The sequence below is a fragment of the Streptomyces sp. P9-A4 genome (assembly GCF_036634195.1).
Taxonomy (GTDB): Bacteria; Actinomycetota; Actinomycetes; order Streptomycetales; family Streptomycetaceae; genus Streptomyces.
Genome location: NZ_JAZIFY010000001.1, coordinates 2,826,666 through 2,842,622 on the forward strand (window position 1 = coordinate 2,826,666; position 15,957 = coordinate 2,842,622).

Sequence of the window (15,957 nt, forward strand, 5' to 3'; positions counted from 1 at the left end):
GTGCGCGGGGGCTCAGACCGTCTCGGTCTCGCCCGCTCGTACCGCCGGGCGGCGGCTCGCGATGACGCGCTTCGCCAGGGAGCGGGGGCTCGTCAGGAAGCCGTAGCCCCAGGACATGTGCATCGTCGCCAGGGCCACCGGGATCTGGAGGCGGGCCTTCAGCGGGAGGCCCTTGCCCGCGGGGAGCGAGCCGGCCGTGATCGCGGCGAGGTAGCCCGCCGGGATCACGAAGCCGAGCGGGGTGAGGACGGCGCCCACGACCAGGCCGGCGGCGATCGCGCAGACGGCGACCGGCGGGGCCAGATAGCGGAGGTTGATGGAGCCCTGGTGGTAGCGGGCCACCACGTGCCGCCAACGGCCGTAGTCCTTGTACTGCTTGGCGAGGGCCTTCACCGAGGGCCTCGGGCGGTACTGGACGCGCAGCTCCGGCGAGAACCAGATCAGGCCGCCGGCCTCGCGGATGCGGAAGTTCAGCTCCCAGTCCTGGGCGCGGATGAACTCGACGTTGTAGCCGCCCTGCTGTTCGAGGGCCTCGCGGCGGAAGACGCCCAGATAGACCGTTTCCGCCGGGCCCGCCCCGCCTCCCGTGTGGAAGGCCGCGTTGCCGACGCCGATCTTCGAGGTCATCGCGGCGGCGACCGCGTCCTCCCAGGCGTTCTCGCCCTCGGCGTGCATCACACCGCCGACGTTCTGCGCGCCGGTCTCCTCCAGGAGCCGGACGGCGGTGGCGATGTAGTTCGGGGAGAGCATGCCGTGGCCGTCGACGCGTACCACGATCGGGTGACGCGAGGCCTTGATCGCGGCGTTGAGGGCGGCGGGCGTACGGCCCGTCGGGTTCGGCACCGTATGGACGCGGGGGTCTTCGCGGACGAGCTCGGCGGCGATCTCGTCGGTGCGGTCCGTGGACGGCCCGAGCGCGATCACCACCTCCATCTCACCGTCGTACTCCTGCTCCAGGATGTGACGAACGGAGGTGCGCAGGTACCGCTCCTCGTTGAGGACCGGCATGATCACGGAGACGGGGCGCATGGTTCCTCGGGGGTTCGGGGGTCGTCCCCCGGAGACGGCATTATTGCCCGCCACGTTACCGCGAACGGGGGACAGCGAGCGCGCCGCACGGGTGGTGCTGATCGTATGGGCCTACGGTTCTCACGGTTCCCTTTGTCACACCCGCGGAGGTGTCCGTCCGTGCCCGCACCGCCCCGCACGCCCCTTCCCCGGCCCGTCGCCCGCCGCGTACCGGTCCGTCGGCGGCGCAGGCGCCCCCCATGGGGGATGCGGATGGCGACGGCGCTCTCCGTGACGGTGCTCGCCGCCGGCGGGATCGGGCATGCCGTGGTCACCGGTCTGGACACCGGGATCACCCGGGTCGACCCCTTCAAGGACATGAAGAACCGGCCGCAGGGCGGGAACGGGATGAACGTGCTCGTCGTCGGCACCGACGGCCGCGACCGGATCACCCCCGAGGAGAAGGCGAAGTACCGGCTCGGCGGCGCTCCCTGCCACTGCACCGACACCGTGATGCTCGTGCACATCTCCGGGGACCGGGAGCGGGCGAGCGTGGTGAGCCTGCCCCGTGACTCGTACGCCGAGATGCCCGAGCACACCGACCTGACCACCGGGAAGAAGCACCACGCCCATCCGGTGAAGCTGAACGCGGCGTACGCCGAGGGCGGGCCGGCGCTGACCGTACGGACCGTCGAGTCCATGACCGGCGTCAAGATCGACCACTATCTGGAGGTCGACTTCACCAGCTTCATGCGGACCGTGGACGCGGTCGGCGGGGTGCAGATCTGTACGACCCGGCCGCTGAAGGACTCGTACACCGGGCTCGACCTGCCCGCCGGCACCCATGAGCTGGACGGCGGCCAGGCCCTCCAGTACGTACGCTCCCGGCACATCGACGGGGCCGCCGACATCGGGCGGATGCAGCGGCAGCAGCGCTTCCTCGCCGCGCTGATCGAGCGGACGACCAGCGGCGGGGTGCTGCTCAACCCGGTGCGGTTCCGCGAGGTGGCCACGACGCTGCTGAGTTCGGTGCGGGCCGACGAGGAGTTCGGTACGGACCAGTTGCTCGCCCTCGCCAAGGCGATGCACGGCTTCACCCCGGCGTCCTCGGAGTTCGTTTCCGTGCCGATCGGGGACATGAGCTTCCCCGTGAAGGGCATCGGCTCGACGGTGAAGTGGGACGCGGCGAAGGCACAGAAGCTGTTCCAGGCGCTCCGCGACGACCGCCCGCTGGCCGCGGCCGAGCCCGCGTCCTCCTCGAAGGCCCCGAAGGCGGTCGTGGTGGACGTGGCGCCGCGCACGGTCCGCGTGCAGGTCTACAACGGGACCCGGACGGACGGGCTCGGCCGCAAGGTGGACGACGCGCTGCGCGGCACCGGTTTCGACACCACCCGGAGCCCGATGACCGGGGCCGGGCAGGAGCGGGTGCGGACGCTCGTCGAGTACGACCCGCGCTGGGACCGCTCGGCGAAGTCCCTCGCGGCGGCCCTGCCGGGGGCGGAGCTCCGGGCGGTGGCGGGCCGGGGCGGGACGCTGCGGGTGACGGTGGGCGCGGACTACAAGGGGGTACGGGCGGTCCGGGCGGAGGACGCGGGGCGCACGGGGCCGTTCGAGGCGGTCACTGGGGACCGGGTGGTGTGTCCGTGAGCGTGAGCCCCTGAGCTGTCGGTCCCTTTCGGGCCCGTCAGTCCTCGTAGCCCTCGGCCGCCCGGCGCTCGCGCAGTTCCTTGATCGCCTGGCGGCGGGCCAGGCGGTGGGTGCGGCGGATCTGGGCCTCCTGGTTGCGGCGCTTGTCCTGCTCCGTCTCCGGGAGGACCTGGGGGACCTGCCGCGGCTTGCCGTCCGCGTCGACGGCGGCGAAGACGAGGTACGCGGAGCCGACCTGGGTGGCGGGCGTGGACTCGTTCCAGCGCTCGGCCAGGACGCGTACGCCGACCTCCATGGAGGACCGGCCGGTCCAGTTGACCTGGGCCTTCACATGCAGCAGGTCGCCGACGCGGACCGGCTCCAGGAAGACCATCTCGTCCATCGAGGCGGTCACGGCCGGCCCGCCCGAGTGGCGGCCCGCGACGGCGCCCGCCGCGTCGTCCACCAGCTTCATGATCACGCCGCCGTGCACCGTACCGAGGAGGTTGGTGTCGTGGCTCGTCATGATGTGGCTGAGGGTGGTGCGGGAGGCGGAGGTGGGCTTGCCCGCGATATCGCCCTGATCTGTCATGCCCTCCACCATATGCCGGGTCCTGGGGCGGTCGCCGTTCGGTCCCTTTTGCATCAGCTTGGCAACAGCACCGGTCCTATCTTCCACCCGGACTGTCGCCCGGAAAGCCCTGCCCGGCACACTGGTCCACATGAATGACTGGCCCGAAGACGGCGGCTACGGCCGTGGCAACGCGAACTCCCAGCCCGAGGGACCTCGCCGCATGAGCCATGTGCAGCGCCCGCAGCGCCCTCAGGTTCCGCAGCAGCCGCCGCGCCAGGGGTACGACCAGGGTCAGGGTCGGAACCAGGGGTACGACCAGGGTCAGGGGCAGGGTTACAACCCGAACTTCACCCAGGCTCAGGGCGCGGGCTACGACTCCGGTTACAGCTCGGGCCAGGTCTACGGCGGCCAGCAGGGCGGAGGGCACGGCTCCGTGCCCCCGCAGTACGCGCCGGGCCCCGGCGCCGGCGGTCCCGGGCGTCCCGCTCCGGACTGGCGCAAGCGCATCAAGATCGGCTCGATCGTCCTCGTCGTGGCCGTCCTCGCCTGGGGCATCGGCACCTACGCCTGGGCCAGCTCGCAGATGCGCAACGAGGTCGACCTGTCCAAGGTCATCGAGCGGCCGGCCGAGGGCGACTGCACCACGTATCTGATCGTCGGTTCGGACAGCCGCGAGGGCATGTCCGCCGAGGACAAGAAGAAGCTGCACACCGGCTCCGCCGAGGGCAAGCGGACCGACTCGATGATGATCCTCGCGGCCTGCTCCAGCGGGAACACGATGGTCTCGCTGCCCCGTGACTCCTGGGTGACGATCCCGAGTTTCGTCGGCTCCGAGTCGGGCAAGACGTACCCGGCCCGCGGCGGCTCCAAGCTGAACGCGGCGTACGCGATGGACGGCCCCGAACTGCTCGTACGGACCGTCGAGTTCAACACCGGCCTGCGCATCGACCACTACGCCGAGATCGGCTTCGCCGGCTTCGCGAACATCGTGGACGCGCTCGGCGGTGTCGAGCTGAACATCGACAAGGGCTTCAAGGACAAGAAGTCCGGCGCCGACTTCCAGGCGGGCACGCAGACCCTCAACGGCGAGCAGGCCCTGGCCTTCGTCCGGACCCGGTACGCCTTCGCGCAGTCGGACCTCCAGCGGACGAAGAACCAGCAGAAGTTCCTCTCCGCCCTCGCCAACCAGGCGGCGACGCCGGGCACGATCCTCAACCCGTTCGCGCTCTACCCGACGCTCGGCGCCGGTCTGGACACGCTGATCGTGGACAAGGACATGTCGCTGTACGACCTCGGCAAGATGTTCTTCGCGATGAAGGGCATCAACAGCGGCGACGGCAAGTCCATGAACATGCCGCTCGCGGGCAGCGCGCCGCAGAACTCCCTCAAGTGGGACATGCCGAAGGTGAAGCAGCTCGTCGAGCAGATCAAGAACGACGAGAAGGTCACGGTCGAGTCGGACCGCTGAGCAGACGGCGGAAAGGGGCGCTCTCCGGTCGGAGGGCGCCCCTTTCCCGTACTCCGTTACGGGAGGTTGCGGGCCATGACGATGCGCTGGACCTGGTTGGTGCCTTCGTAGATCTGGGTGATCTTGGCGTCGCGCATCATGCGCTCGACGGGGTAGTCGCGGGTGTAGCCGTAGCCGCCGAGGAGCTGGACGGCGTCGATGGTGACCTCCATGGCGACGTCGGAGGCGAAGCACTTCGCGGCGGCGCCGAAGAAGGTGAGGTCTTCCTTCTCGCCTCCGGCGGACACGCGCTCGGACCTGGCGGCGGCGGCGTAGGTGAGCTGGCGGGCGGCTTCGAGCTTCATGGCCATGTCGGCGAGCATGAACTGGACGCCCTGGAAGTCGGCGATGGGCTTGCCGAACTGCTTGCGTTCCCTGACGTAGCCCTTGGCGTAGTCCAGGGCGCCCTGGGCGATGCCGATGGCCTGGGCGGCGATGGTGACGCGGGTGTGGTCGAGGGTCTTCATGGCGGTGGCGAAGCCGGTGCCCTCGGCGCCGATCATGCGGTCGGCGGGGATGCGGACGTTGTCGAGGTAGACCTCGCGGGTCGGGGAGCCCTTGATGCCGAGCTTCTTCTCCGGGGCGCCGAAGGAGACGCCCTCGTCGGACTTCTCCACGACGAAGGCGCTGATGCCCTTGGACCGCTTGTCGGGGTCGGTGACGGCCATCACGGTGTAGTACTCCGAGACGCCGGCGTTGGTGATCCACCGCTTGACGCCGTTGAGGACCCAGAAGTCCCCGTCGCGCACCGCGCGGGTCTTCATCCCGGCGGCGTCGGAGCCCGCGTCGGGCTCGGACAGGGCGTAGGAGAACATCGCGTCGCCCTTGGCCAGCGGGCCGAGGTACTTGCGCTTGAGCTCCTCCGAGCCGGACAGGATCACCGGCAGCGAGCCCAGCTTGTTCACGGCCGGGATCAGCGAGGACGAGCCGCACGCGCGCGCGACCTCCTCGATCACGATCACCGTCGCCAGCGCGTCCGCGCCCGCGCCGCCGTAGGCCTCGGGGACGTGCACGGCGTGCAGGTCGTTGGCGACCAGCGCGTCCAGGGCCTCCTGCGGGAACCGGCCCTCCTCGTCCACCGCCGCCGCGAACGGCGCGATCTTCGCCTCCGCCAGCGCACGCACCGACTCCCGGAGCATGTCGTGCTCCTCGGAGGGCCGATACAGGTCGAAATCGGCAGAACCCGCCATGCTCATCCACTCCCACGCTTGCTAACTACCGTTAAGTAACCCAAAGGGTAGGGCGTGTCCGGGCCCCGGGCCAGGGCACGACTATGCTCGGGCAGGCATTCCGCCCGACGTCACTGGAGACCCGCATGGCCCTCAAGATCACCGTGATCGGTACCGGCTACCTCGGCGCCACCCACGCCGCGGCCATGGCGGAACTGGGCTTCGAGGTGCTCGGCCTGGACGTCGTCCCCGAGAAGATCGAGCTGCTCTCCTCCGGCCGGGTCCCGATGTACGAGCCCGGTCTCGAGGAACTCCTCGCGAAGCACGTGGCCGGCATCGAGGGATCGAGCGGCCGGCTCCGCTTCACCACCTCCTGGGAGGAGGTCGGCGCATTCGGCGACGTGCACTTCGTCTGTGTGAACACCCCGCAGAAGCACGGCGAGTACGCCTGCGACATGAGCTACGTGGACGCCGCCTTCACCTCCCTCGCCGGGGTCGTACGCGAAGGGGCCCTGGTCGTCGGCAAGTCGACCGTGCCCGTCGGCTCGGCCGAACGGCTCGCGGGCCTGCTGCCGGAGGGTGTGGAGCTGGCCTGGAACCCCGAGTTCCTGCGCGAGGGATTCGCCGTGCAGGACACCCTGCGCCCCGACCGAATCGTCGTCGGCGTGCGCGGCGAGCGGGCCGAGAAGACACTGCGCGAGGTGTACGCGGTCCCCGTCGGCGCGGGCTCGCCGTTCGTGGTGACCGACTTCCCGACGGCCGAACTGGTGAAGACCGCCGCGAACTCCTTCCTCGCCACGAAGATCTCCTTCATCAACGCGATGGCCGAGGTGTGCGAGGCCGCCGGCGGCGACGTCGCCAAGCTGGCCGAGGCCATCGGCCACGACGACCGGATCGGCGCCAAGTTCCTGCGGGCCGGCATCGGCTTCGGTGGCGGCTGCCTGCCCAAGGACATCCGGGCCTTCATGGCCCGCGCGGGCGAACTGGGCGCCGACCAGGCCCTGACCTTCCTCCGCGAGATCGACTCGATCAACATGCGGCGGCGCGGCCAGATGGTGGAGATGACCCGCGAGGTGCTGGGCGGGAACTCCTTCCTGGGCCGCCGGGTCGCCGTCCTCGGCGCCACCTTCAAGCCGGACTCGGACGACGTCCGCGACTCCCCCGCGCTGAACGTGGCCGGTCAGATACACCTCCAGGGCGGCCAGGTCACCGTCTACGACCCGAAGGGCATGGACAACGCCCGGCGCGTCTTCCCGACCCTGGGGTACGCGGACTCGGCCCTGGAGGCCGTACGCGGGGCGGACGTGGTGCTGCACCTGACCGAGTGGCGCGAGTTCCGTGAGCTCGACCCGGCGGAGCTGGCCGATGCGGCCTCCTCGCGGGTGATCCTGGACGGCCGCAACGCGCTCGACGCGGAGCGCTGGCGGGCGGCGGGCTGGACGTACCGCGCGATGGGCCGGCCGCGCGCCTGAGGCGTACGCACGGAGAAGGAGGGGCGCACCCCGGTCGGGTGCGCCCCTCCTTCTCGTCCTGCTTCCCTCGTCCCGCGGTCAGGCCGCCGCCGGCCTGATGCGGTTCGTGCGGGAGAGGAACTCCGTCTCGCGCAGCGCCCTGTGTGATGCGGTACCGCCCCGCCGAGTGCGGCGGGGCGGTACCGTCCACCGTGCCACCGGCCCCCTGCGGGGAGCGCGGCGGACTTGGGCCGTCCGGGTGAAGGCCCGGCAGGCCCCGTAGGGGTCGTCAGGCCTGCGGGACGGCCGGGGAGTCCAGGGCGTCGAGCGTCGCGTTCGACGGGGCCGTACGGCTCGTCAGATCGCGCGAGACGGCCTCCGCGTCACGGAGCAAACGGACCGCGTTGGACCAGGTCAGCTTGGCGAGGTCCGGCTGCGACCAGCCTCGGTGCAGCAGCTCGGCGACCAGGTTCGGGTAGCCGGCGACGTCGTCGAGCCCGGCCGGGGTGAAGGCCGTCCCGTCGTAGTCGCCGCCGATGCCGATGTGGTCGATGCCGGCGGCCTCGCGCATGTGGTCGAGGTGGTCGGCGACCGTCGCGGCGGTGGCGATCGGGCGGGGGTTCGCCTCCTCGAAGGCACGGTGCAGCTTCATCGCCTCGGCGGTGGTGTCGAGGTGGTCGAAGCCGTGCGCCCTGAGGTTGTCGTCCGCCCGCGCGGTCCAGTCGACGGCGGCGGGCAGGATGAACTTGGGCACGAAGGTGGCCATCGCGACGCCGCCGTTGGCGGGCAGCCGCTCCAGGACGTCGTCCGGGATGTTCCTCGGGTGGTCGCAGACCGCCAGGGCGGAGGAGTGCGAGAAGATCACCGGCGCCGCCGTGGCGTCGAGCGCGGCCCGCATGGTGGTGGCGGCGACGTGCGAGAGGTCGACGAGCATGCCGGAGCGGTTCATCTCGCGGACGACCGCGCGGCCGAAGGCGGAGAGCCCGCCGACGCCGGGCTCGTCGGTCGCCGAGTCCGCCCAGTCGTTGTTGTCGTTGTGCGTGAGCGTCATGTAGCGCACGCCGAGGGTGTGCAGCGCGCGCAGGGTGGCGAGGGAGTTGTTGATCGAGTGGCCGCCCTCGGCGCCCTTCAGGGAGGCGATACGGCCCTCCTCGCGGGCCGCCTCCATGTCGTCGGCGGTCAGCGCGGGGGCCAGGTCGGCCGCGTACCGCTCCAGGAGCTGGTCGACGATGTCGATCTGCTCCAGGGTGGCGCTGACCGCGTCGTCGCCGGTCAGCCGGCAGGGCACGTACACCGACCAGAACTGGGCGCCGACGCCACCGGCCCGCAGCCGGGCGAGGTCGGTGTGGAGCACACCGGTCTGGTCCGCGCCCACGTCCAGCTTGTCGAGGTCGTAGCGCACGTGCTCGCGCAGCGCCCACGGCAGGTCGTTGTGACCGTCGACGACGGGGTGGCCCGCGAGCAGGGCGCGGGCCTCCTCCAGCCGCTCCGCGGCGCTCACTTGGCGAATCCGAAGGACTCGGCGCCCTCGACCCTGGCCCGCAGCCGCTTGCCCTTCTCGGTCGCCTGGTCGTTCAGCTCCTGCTGGAACTCACGCATCCGGGCGAGCAGTTCGGGGTCGTGCGCGGCGAGGATCCGGGCGGCGAGCAGGCCGGCGTTGCGGGCGCCGCCGACGGAGACCGTGGCGACGGGGACGCCGGCCGGCATCTGCACGATGGAGAGCAGCGAGTCCATGCCGTCGAGGTACTTCAGCGGCACCGGCACCCCGATGACGGGCAGCGGGGTGACGGAGGCGAGCATGCCCGGCAGGTGGGCGGCGCCGCCCGCGCCCGCGATGATCGCCTTGAGGCCGCGGCCCGCCGCCTCCTCGCCGTACGCGATCATCTCGCGCGGCATCCGGTGGGCGGAGACGACATCGACCTCGTACGGGATACCGAACTCGTCCAGGGCCTGCGCGGCGGCCTCCATGACGGGCCAGTCGGAGTCGGATCCCATGACGATGCCGATCACGGGGGCGGTGTCGGTGGCGGGGCTCGTGGCGGGGCTCGTGCTGCTCACTCGGTGATCGTTCCTCGCAGATAGCCGGCGGCGTGGCGCGCGCGCTCCAGCACGTCGTCCAGATCGTCGCCGTAGGTGTTGACGTGCCCCACCTTGCGGCCGGGCTTCACGTCCTTGCCATACATGTGGATCTTGAGCTGCGGGTCCCTGGCCATGCAGTGCAGATACGCGGAGTACATGTCCGGGTAGTCGCCGCCCAGGACATTGCACATCACGGTCCACGTCGCGCGCGGGCGCGGATCGCCGAGGGGCAGGTCGAGAACCGCACGGACGTGGTTGGCGAACTGCGAGGTGACCGCCCCGTCCTGGGTCCAGTGGCCGGAGTTGTGCGGGCGCATCGCCAGTTCGTTGACGAGGATGCGGCCGTCCGTGGTCTGGAACAGCTCGACGGCCAGATGGCCGACGACGCCCAGCTCCTTGGCGATCCGCAGCGCCAGCTCCTGCGCCTGCCCGGCCAGCGCGTCGTCGAGGTCCGGCGCGGGCGCGATCACCGTGTCGCAGACGCCGTCGACCTGACGGGACTCCACGACCGGGTACGCCACGGCCTGGCCGTGCGGGGAGCGGACGATGTTCGCCGCGAGCTCGCGGACGAAGTCGACCTTCTCCTCGGCGAGGACCTGGACGCCCGCGAGGAAGGGGTCCCTGGCGTCCTCGGGCGTACGGACGAACCAGACGCCCTTGCCGTCGTAGCCGCCGCGCACGGTCTTGAGGATGATCGGGAAGCCCCCGACCTCGGCGGCGAAGGCCGCCGCGTCCTCGGGGTCCGCCACGATGCGGTGCCGGGGGCTGGGTGCGCCGATCTCGTCGAGCTTCGCGCGCATCACCCCCTTGTCCTGGGCGTGCACCAGCGCGTCGGGACCCGGGCGGACGGGGACGCCGTCCGCTTCGAGGGCCCGCAGGTGCTCGGTGGGGACGTGCTCGTGATCGAAGGTGATCACGTCACATCCGCGCGCAAAGTCACGCAGCGTAGCCAGGTCGCGGTAGTCGCCGATGACGACCTCGCTCACCACCTGGGCCGCGGAGTCCTGCGGGGTGTCGCTGAGGAGCTTGAACTTGATACCGAGGGGGATGCCCGCCTCGTGGGTCATACGCGCGAGCTGACCGCCGCCGACCATGCCTACTACGGGGAACGTCACCCTCTTAGGGTATCCGCACCATCGGGGAACACTCGTCCGGCTGTGTCTTGGCACAAGAGGGGCCCAGGTGGGGAAGGGTTCCTCCGTGGATTCCCAGGTACCCGGGCGGGTGACGGAGGGGCTGGTTAGCATGGTTGGGTTGACGTCACCCGGACGTCATCCGGACGGACGGGACAGAGCCATCACCATGAGTGAACCCGGTGCGCTTCGCACGCGACTCGACCGGCTCGCCCGGGAGGTCGCCAAGTTCGGTCTGGTCGGCGGCCTCGGCGTCCTCGTCAACCTCGGCGTCTTCAACCTGGTGCGCCACTACACCGACATCCCGATGGTCCGAGCCAGCCTGATCGCCACCGTGGTCGCGATCGTCTTCAACTACATCGGGTTCCGCTACTTCACGTACCGCGACCGGGAGAAGTCGGGGCGGACCAAGGAACTGTCGCTGTTCCTGCTGTTCAGCGTGGTCGGCATGGTCATCGAGAACGGCGTGCTCTACGCGGCGACGTACGGCTTCGGCTGGGACGGCCCGCTGGCGAGCAACTTCTTCAAGTTCTTCGGCATCGGGATCGGGACCCTCTTCCGCTTCTGGTCCTACCGCACATGGGTGTTCCGCGCGCTGCCGGCGAAGGAGGCGGTGCAGACCGCCGAATCCTTCCTGGAGCAGGCGCCGCGGCAGGCGAGCCGACGGCTGCCGAACCGGGTCTGAGGCGGCTTGTCTGAGACGGCTCGGGGCGGTCCGGCGCCTCCGGCGGTCCGAGGCTTCGGGGCGGGTCCGACAGCTCGGGGCGGGTCCGACGGCTCGGGGCGGCGGGTCCCCTACGGGACGGATTCCCGGGTCGGGTGGGGGCCGTCCCCGATAGGCCGGGGGGCGGGGGCCTGTGAGGCTTCTCGTATGACCTCCCGACGCTTGGGCGTGAAGAGTCCCGCCCTCATCGCTCCGCTCCTGGTGGGGCTGTACGGACTGCTGCGACTCGTCGACGGGCTGGACGGGGAGCACGGTCCCGGGCTCGCCTGGAACCTCGGCCACGCCCTGTTCCTCGTCGGCTTCGTGCTCTTCGGCGTGGTGACGGTCGGACTGCGCCGGCTCGTCCCCGTCACCACCGGGCGCGGACGCCTCCTCGCGAACACGGCCACGGCGGCCGGCCTCTTCGGCGCCGCCTGCTTCCTCTGGGTGATACTCGGCGATCTGTTCGCGGACCTGGACGGTGCGGCGCCCCTGCCCGAACCGCTGGAGTCGGTCGGCCCGCTCGCGTTCCAGCTGGGCCTGCTCACCCTGCTGGTCATGCTGGTGGCCGCCGAGCCGCGGCTGCTGCCCGCCTGGAGTCCCCTGCTGGTCCTCCTGGGCTTCGTGCTCTTCGCCGCCGATCTCGACCTGCTGCCGATCGGCGCGCTGCTGCTGATGGCCGGCCTGGCGCCGGTGGCCCGCGCGCGAATATAGAGGCTTCGCCCGCCGCCGCCTCAGGTCCGGGCGTTCACCGTACGGGGCGCTCCCGGGGCGTCCCCGAGACGCTGCGGACCTCCCGGCCCAGGAACAGCGCGAAGACCGGCGGATGCTGCTGGAGCAGCTCCAGACGGCCGCCGTCCGCCTCCGCGAGGTCCCGGGCGACGGCCAGCCCGATGCCCGTGGAGCTGCGGCCGCTGACGGCCCGCTCGAAGATCCGCGCACCGAGGTCGGCGGGGACGCCCGGCCCCTCGTCGGTGACCTCGATCACCGACTGGTTGCCGGTGACCCGGGTGCGCAGGGCGACCGTGCCGCCGCCGTGCATGAGCGAGTTCTCGATGAGGGCGGCGAGGACCTGGGCGACCGCGCCCGGGGTGCCGACCGCGCGCATCCCCTGCTTGCCCGAGTGGACGATGGCCCGTCCGGCGCTGCGGTAGGCCGGCCGCCACTCCTCGATCTGCTGCTTGATGACCTCGTCGAGGTCGAAGGCGACGGCGGAGCCCGTACGGGGGTCCCTGGAGTTGGTCAGCAGCCGCTCGACGACGTCGGTGAGCCGCTCGACCTGGGTGAGCGCGATCGTCGCCTCCTCCTTGACCGTGTCCAGGTCGTCGGCGAGGGCGACCTCCTCCAGGCGCATGGAGAGCGCGGTGAGGGGCGTGCGGAGCTGGTGCGAGGCGTCGGCGGCGAGCCGGCGCTCGGCGGTGAGCATCCGGGCGATGCGCTCGGCGGAGGCGTCGAGGACGTCCGCGACCCGGTCGAGCTCGGGGACCCCGTACCGCTTGTGCCGGGGGCGCGGGTCGCCGGAGCCGAGGCGTTCGGCGGTCTCGGCGAGGTCGGTGAGCGGGGAGGTCAGCCGGTTGGCCTGGCGTACGGCGAGGAGGACGGCGGCGACGACGGCGAGCAGTGCGACCGCGCCGATGATCATGAGTGTGCGGCCGACCTCGGCGGTGACGGCGGAGCGGGACTCCTCGACGACGACGGTCTCGCCGCGCTCGCCCTCGGCGAGGCCGCGGATGACGTCGCCGTCCGGGCGGGTGCCGATCTCGATGGTGTCGCGGCCGGGGATGCGGATCTGGGCGTACCGCTTGGCGCCGCTCTGCTCGGCGAGGATGTCCGGGTTGACCGGCTCGCCGCCGATGAGCCGGCTGTCGACGATGGAGACGATCCGCAGCGCCTCCAGATCCACGCTCTCCTGGGCGCTGCCGGCGATGGTCCGGGTCTCGACGATGACCAGGGAGACGCCGAAGACGGCGACGACGACGAGCACCACGGCGAGCGTGGAGTTGATGAGACGGCGGCGCACGGTGCTCTCCGGGGGCGGGGGGTGTCGGCTCTTCTCGAAGCGTCAGCTCTTCTCGAAGCGGAAGCCGACGCCTCGGACGGTGGCGATGTAGCGGGGGTTCGCCGCGTCGTCGCCGAGCTTCTTGCGCAGCCAGGAGATGTGCATGTCGAGGGTCTTGGTGGAGGACCACCAGGTGGTGTCCCAGACCTCGCGCATCAGCTGGTCGCGGGTGACGACCCGGCCGGCGTCCCGGACCAGGACCCGGAGCAGGTCGAACTCCTTGGCCGTCAGCTGGAGCTCCTCGTCGCCCATCCAGGCGCGGTGCGACTCGACGTCGATCCGCACCCCGTGGGTCGTGGGAGCGGCGGCGGGCTCGGTGGCGCCGCGCCGGAGGAGGGCCCGGACGCGGGCGAGGAGTTCGGCGAGCCGGAAGGGCTTGGTGACGTAGTCGTCGGCGCCCGCGTCGAGCCCGACGACGGTGTCGACCTCGTCGGCGCGCGCGGTGAGCACCAGGATCGGGACCGTGTGTCCCTCGGCGCGCAGCCGTCGGGCGACTTCGAGTCCGTCCATGCCGGGGAGTCCCAGGTCGAGCACGACCAGGTCCACTCCGCCCTGGAGTCCGGCGTCGAGGGCGGTGGGGCCGTCCTCGCGGACCTCGACCTCGTACCCCTCTCTCCGCAGGGCGCGGGCCAGCGGTTCCGAGATGGAGGCGTCGTCCTCGGCGAGCAGTACACGGGTCATGGAGTGATGGTAGTCCGCGCGGGTGCCGGGCCGGGGCTGGATACGCCCGCCCCGGAGGTCCCCTGGAGATCTTGTGGGCATCTTGCGTGTGACCTTCGAATGACCTTGTGCGGTTGCGCTATCGCCTGTGATCCATCTCTCAAGTCCTTCCATATCCGGCAGTGTCATGTCGTATGGTGTCTCGACGTCTGTAGCGGTAATCGGGGACCTTTGGCCAGCTTCGCGCGCCGAGGTCCTCTTCTGCGTGAGGTCGGCCCCGCCGATCTTGGAGACGGTGAATGACCTGTGGGCCGGGTTCCGGGACGCGTAGACGCGTCTCCCGGGGCGTGGATCCCGGTGGAGTCCTGTGCGGCTCCGCCGGTGCCGGCCTCCCCCACCGGGCGCATCACGCTCACAAGGCGTGCGTCCCGACAGAGCAAGGATCGACATGGCGTCCAGCCTGACGACGGCTTCGAGCGGAACCTCTGGTTCCGAGAAGACGTTCTTCGGCCACCCCCGTGGTCTGGCCACTCTCTTCATGACCGAGATGTGGGAGCGTTTCTCCTACTACGGCATGAGGGCTCTTCTGGTCCTCTACCTGGTCTCCGGCGGCGCGGACGCCGCGACCGGCACCCAGGGCGGCGGCCTTGCGATGACCGCGGCCACGGCCACGGCCATCTACTCGGTCTACGTGTCGATGGTCTACCTGATGGCCATGCCCGGTGGCTGGTTCGGCGACCGCGTCTGGGGTGCCCGCAAGACGGTCGCCATCGCCGGTTTCGTCATCATGGCCGGTCACGCCTCGCTGGCCCTCCCCGGTCAGGCGATGTTCTTCGTCGGCCTGGCGCTGGTCGCCGCGGGCTCGGGTCTGCTCAAGGCCAACATCTCCACGATGGTCGGCCACCTCTACAACGGCCCGGACGACCCGCGCCGTGACGGTGGCTTCACGCTCTTCTACATCGGCATCAACCTGGGTGCCTTCGTGGCGCCGTTCGTGGTCGGCACCGTCGGCGAGAAGGTCAACTGGCACCTGGGCTTCGCCCTCGCCGCGGTCGGCATGGGTCTGGGTCTGGTCCAGTTCCTCTTCGGCACGAAGCACCTCAGCCCGAGGAGCAACGTCGTCCCGAACCCGCTCTCCACGGAGGAGCGGAAGAGCGTCCTGGTCAAGGTCGCGCTCGTCGTCGTGCTGGCCGCGGCGTTCTACGGCGTCGTCGTCGCGCTCGGCGTGTACACCCTGAACTGGGCGCTCGTCCCGATCACCCTCGCCGGCCTGATCATCCCGGTCGCCGTCCTGGTCCGCATCAAGCGCGACAAGGACCTCGACAAGACCGAGCAGTCGAAGATGACCGGCTACATCTGGTTCTTCGTCGCCGCCGCCGTCTTCTGGATGATCTACGACCAGGGTGGCTCCACGCTGTCCCTGTTCGCCGACGGCAAGACCTCCGACACCGTCTTCGGCTTCGGCTTCCCGGCCACCTGGTACCAGTCGCTCAACCCGCTCTTCGTGATGGCGCTGGCCCCGGTCTTCGCGTGGCTGTGGCTGTGGCTGGCCCGTAAGAACCAGGAGCCGAACACCATCGTGAAGTTCACGATGGGTCTGGTCCTGGTGGGCGCGTCCTTCTTCGTCTTCATCGTCCCGATGAACATGGCGGGCGACGGCACCAAGGTCTCCCCGATGTGGCTCGTCTCGATCTACATGATCCAGACCATCGGTGAGCTGTGCCTCTCCCCCGTCGGCCTCTCCGTCACCACGAAGATGGCGCCGCAGAAGTACGCCTCCCAGATGATGGGCGTCTGGTTCCTCGCCGTCACCGCCGGTGACTGCACCACGGGTCTGCTCTCGCTCGCGGGCGTCGACCTGAACGGGACGGGGATCATCGCGATGGAAGCCTCATTGGCCGTCCTGGCGGGCTTCGCGATCTACATGTACCGCAAGAAGGTCCAGGGGCTCATGGGCAGCGTCCACTGACGCACCCGTACCCCGTACG

At 70.6% G+C, this 15,957-nt stretch carries 14 protein-coding genes; 6 read left to right on the forward strand and 8 right to left on the reverse strand.

Annotated features, from left to right (window positions below):
- Positions 1-12: 12 nt before the first annotated feature.
- Positions 13-1,029: a glycosyltransferase family 2 protein gene (locus tag V4Y03_RS12645; RefSeq protein WP_332434980.1), complete on the reverse strand. Its 1,017-nt coding sequence runs from the start codon at positions 1,027-1,029 to the stop codon at positions 13-15.
- A 105-nt stretch (positions 1,030-1,134) separates the two neighbouring features.
- On the opposite strand from V4Y03_RS12645, the gene V4Y03_RS12650 reads away from it, so the two are divergent.
- Positions 1,135-2,655: an LCP family protein gene (locus tag V4Y03_RS12650; RefSeq protein WP_443079780.1), complete on the forward strand. Its 1,521-nt coding sequence runs from the start codon at positions 1,135-1,137 to the stop codon at positions 2,653-2,655.
- A gap of 37 nt (positions 2,656-2,692) precedes the next feature.
- Here V4Y03_RS12650 and V4Y03_RS12655 read toward each other — a convergent pair whose 3' ends face one another.
- The gene (locus V4Y03_RS12655) at positions 2,693-3,226 is read right to left on the reverse strand and encodes an acyl-CoA thioesterase (protein WP_317877820.1); all 534 of its coding nucleotides are present in this window, start codon (positions 3,224-3,226) and stop codon (positions 2,693-2,695) included.
- Positions 3,227-3,356: 130 nt separating this feature from the next.
- Here V4Y03_RS12655 and V4Y03_RS12660 point away from each other — a divergent pair, with 130 nt between their 5' ends.
- Positions 3,357-4,676 carry an LCP family protein gene (locus V4Y03_RS12660; protein WP_332434981.1) on the forward strand — a complete coding sequence of 440 codons (1,320 nt, stop codon included), beginning with the start codon at positions 3,357-3,359 and terminating at the stop codon, positions 4,674-4,676.
- A gap of 56 nt (positions 4,677-4,732) precedes the next feature.
- Here the strand turns inward: V4Y03_RS12660 and V4Y03_RS12665 are convergent, their stop codons facing one another.
- Complete coding sequence (locus V4Y03_RS12665; RefSeq protein ID WP_332434982.1) at positions 4,733-5,905, reverse strand: acyl-CoA dehydrogenase family protein; 1,173 nt, start codon at positions 5,903-5,905, stop codon at positions 4,733-4,735.
- A gap of 125 nt (positions 5,906-6,030) precedes the next feature.
- Here V4Y03_RS12665 and V4Y03_RS12670 point away from each other — a divergent pair, with 125 nt between their 5' ends.
- Positions 6,031-7,356, forward strand: coding sequence for a UDP-glucose dehydrogenase family protein (locus V4Y03_RS12670; RefSeq protein WP_317876253.1), 1,326 nt, complete (start codon positions 6,031-6,033; stop codon positions 7,354-7,356).
- 268 nt (positions 7,357-7,624) lie between these two features.
- Here the strand turns inward: V4Y03_RS12670 and V4Y03_RS12675 are convergent, their stop codons facing one another.
- Genes V4Y03_RS12675 through V4Y03_RS12685 form a run of 3 tightly spaced genes read right to left on the reverse strand, consistent with a single transcriptional unit; the run spans position 7,625 to position 10,529 of the window.
- Positions 7,625-8,836: a dipeptidase gene (locus V4Y03_RS12675; protein ID WP_332434983.1), complete on the reverse strand. Its 1,212-nt coding sequence runs from the start codon at positions 8,834-8,836 to the stop codon at positions 7,625-7,627.
- Positions 8,833-9,330 (reverse strand): 5-(carboxyamino)imidazole ribonucleotide mutase, encoded by a 498-nt coding sequence (gene purE / locus V4Y03_RS12680; RefSeq protein ID WP_317876262.1) that lies wholly within the window; start codon positions 9,328-9,330, stop codon positions 8,833-8,835. The genes V4Y03_RS12675 and purE overlap by 4 nt, the downstream gene beginning before the upstream one ends.
- Positions 9,331-9,389: 59 nt before the next feature.
- Positions 9,390-10,529: a 5-(carboxyamino)imidazole ribonucleotide synthase gene (locus tag V4Y03_RS12685; RefSeq protein ID WP_332434984.1), complete on the reverse strand. Its 1,140-nt coding sequence runs from the start codon at positions 10,527-10,529 to the stop codon at positions 9,390-9,392.
- Between the two features lie 187 nt (positions 10,530-10,716).
- Here V4Y03_RS12685 and V4Y03_RS12690 point away from each other — a divergent pair, with 187 nt between their 5' ends.
- A complete protein-coding gene (locus V4Y03_RS12690) occupies positions 10,717-11,232 on the forward strand; it encodes a GtrA family protein (RefSeq protein WP_332434985.1) in 516 nt (171 codons plus the stop codon).
- Positions 11,233-11,418: 186 nt separating this feature from the next.
- Entirely contained in the window at positions 11,419-11,964 is a 546-nt protein-coding gene (locus V4Y03_RS12695; RefSeq protein WP_332434986.1) for a hypothetical protein, read from the forward strand.
- Between the two features lie 34 nt (positions 11,965-11,998).
- On the opposite strand, the gene V4Y03_RS12700 is transcribed toward V4Y03_RS12695, so the two are convergent.
- Both V4Y03_RS12700 and V4Y03_RS12705 read right to left on the reverse strand, forming a co-directional pair.
- Entirely contained in the window at positions 11,999-13,270 is a 1,272-nt protein-coding gene (locus tag V4Y03_RS12700; RefSeq protein ID WP_317876258.1) for an ATP-binding protein, read from the reverse strand.
- A gap of 42 nt (positions 13,271-13,312) precedes the next feature.
- Entirely contained in the window at positions 13,313-13,990 is a 678-nt protein-coding gene (locus tag V4Y03_RS12705; protein ID WP_132916780.1) for a response regulator transcription factor, read from the reverse strand.
- A gap of 427 nt (positions 13,991-14,417) precedes the next feature.
- Between V4Y03_RS12705 and V4Y03_RS12710 the strand changes: the two genes are divergently transcribed.
- Entirely contained in the window at positions 14,418-15,938 is a 1,521-nt protein-coding gene (locus V4Y03_RS12710; RefSeq protein WP_317876259.1) for a peptide MFS transporter, read from the forward strand.
- The last annotated feature ends 19 nt before the right edge of the window (positions 15,939-15,957 follow it).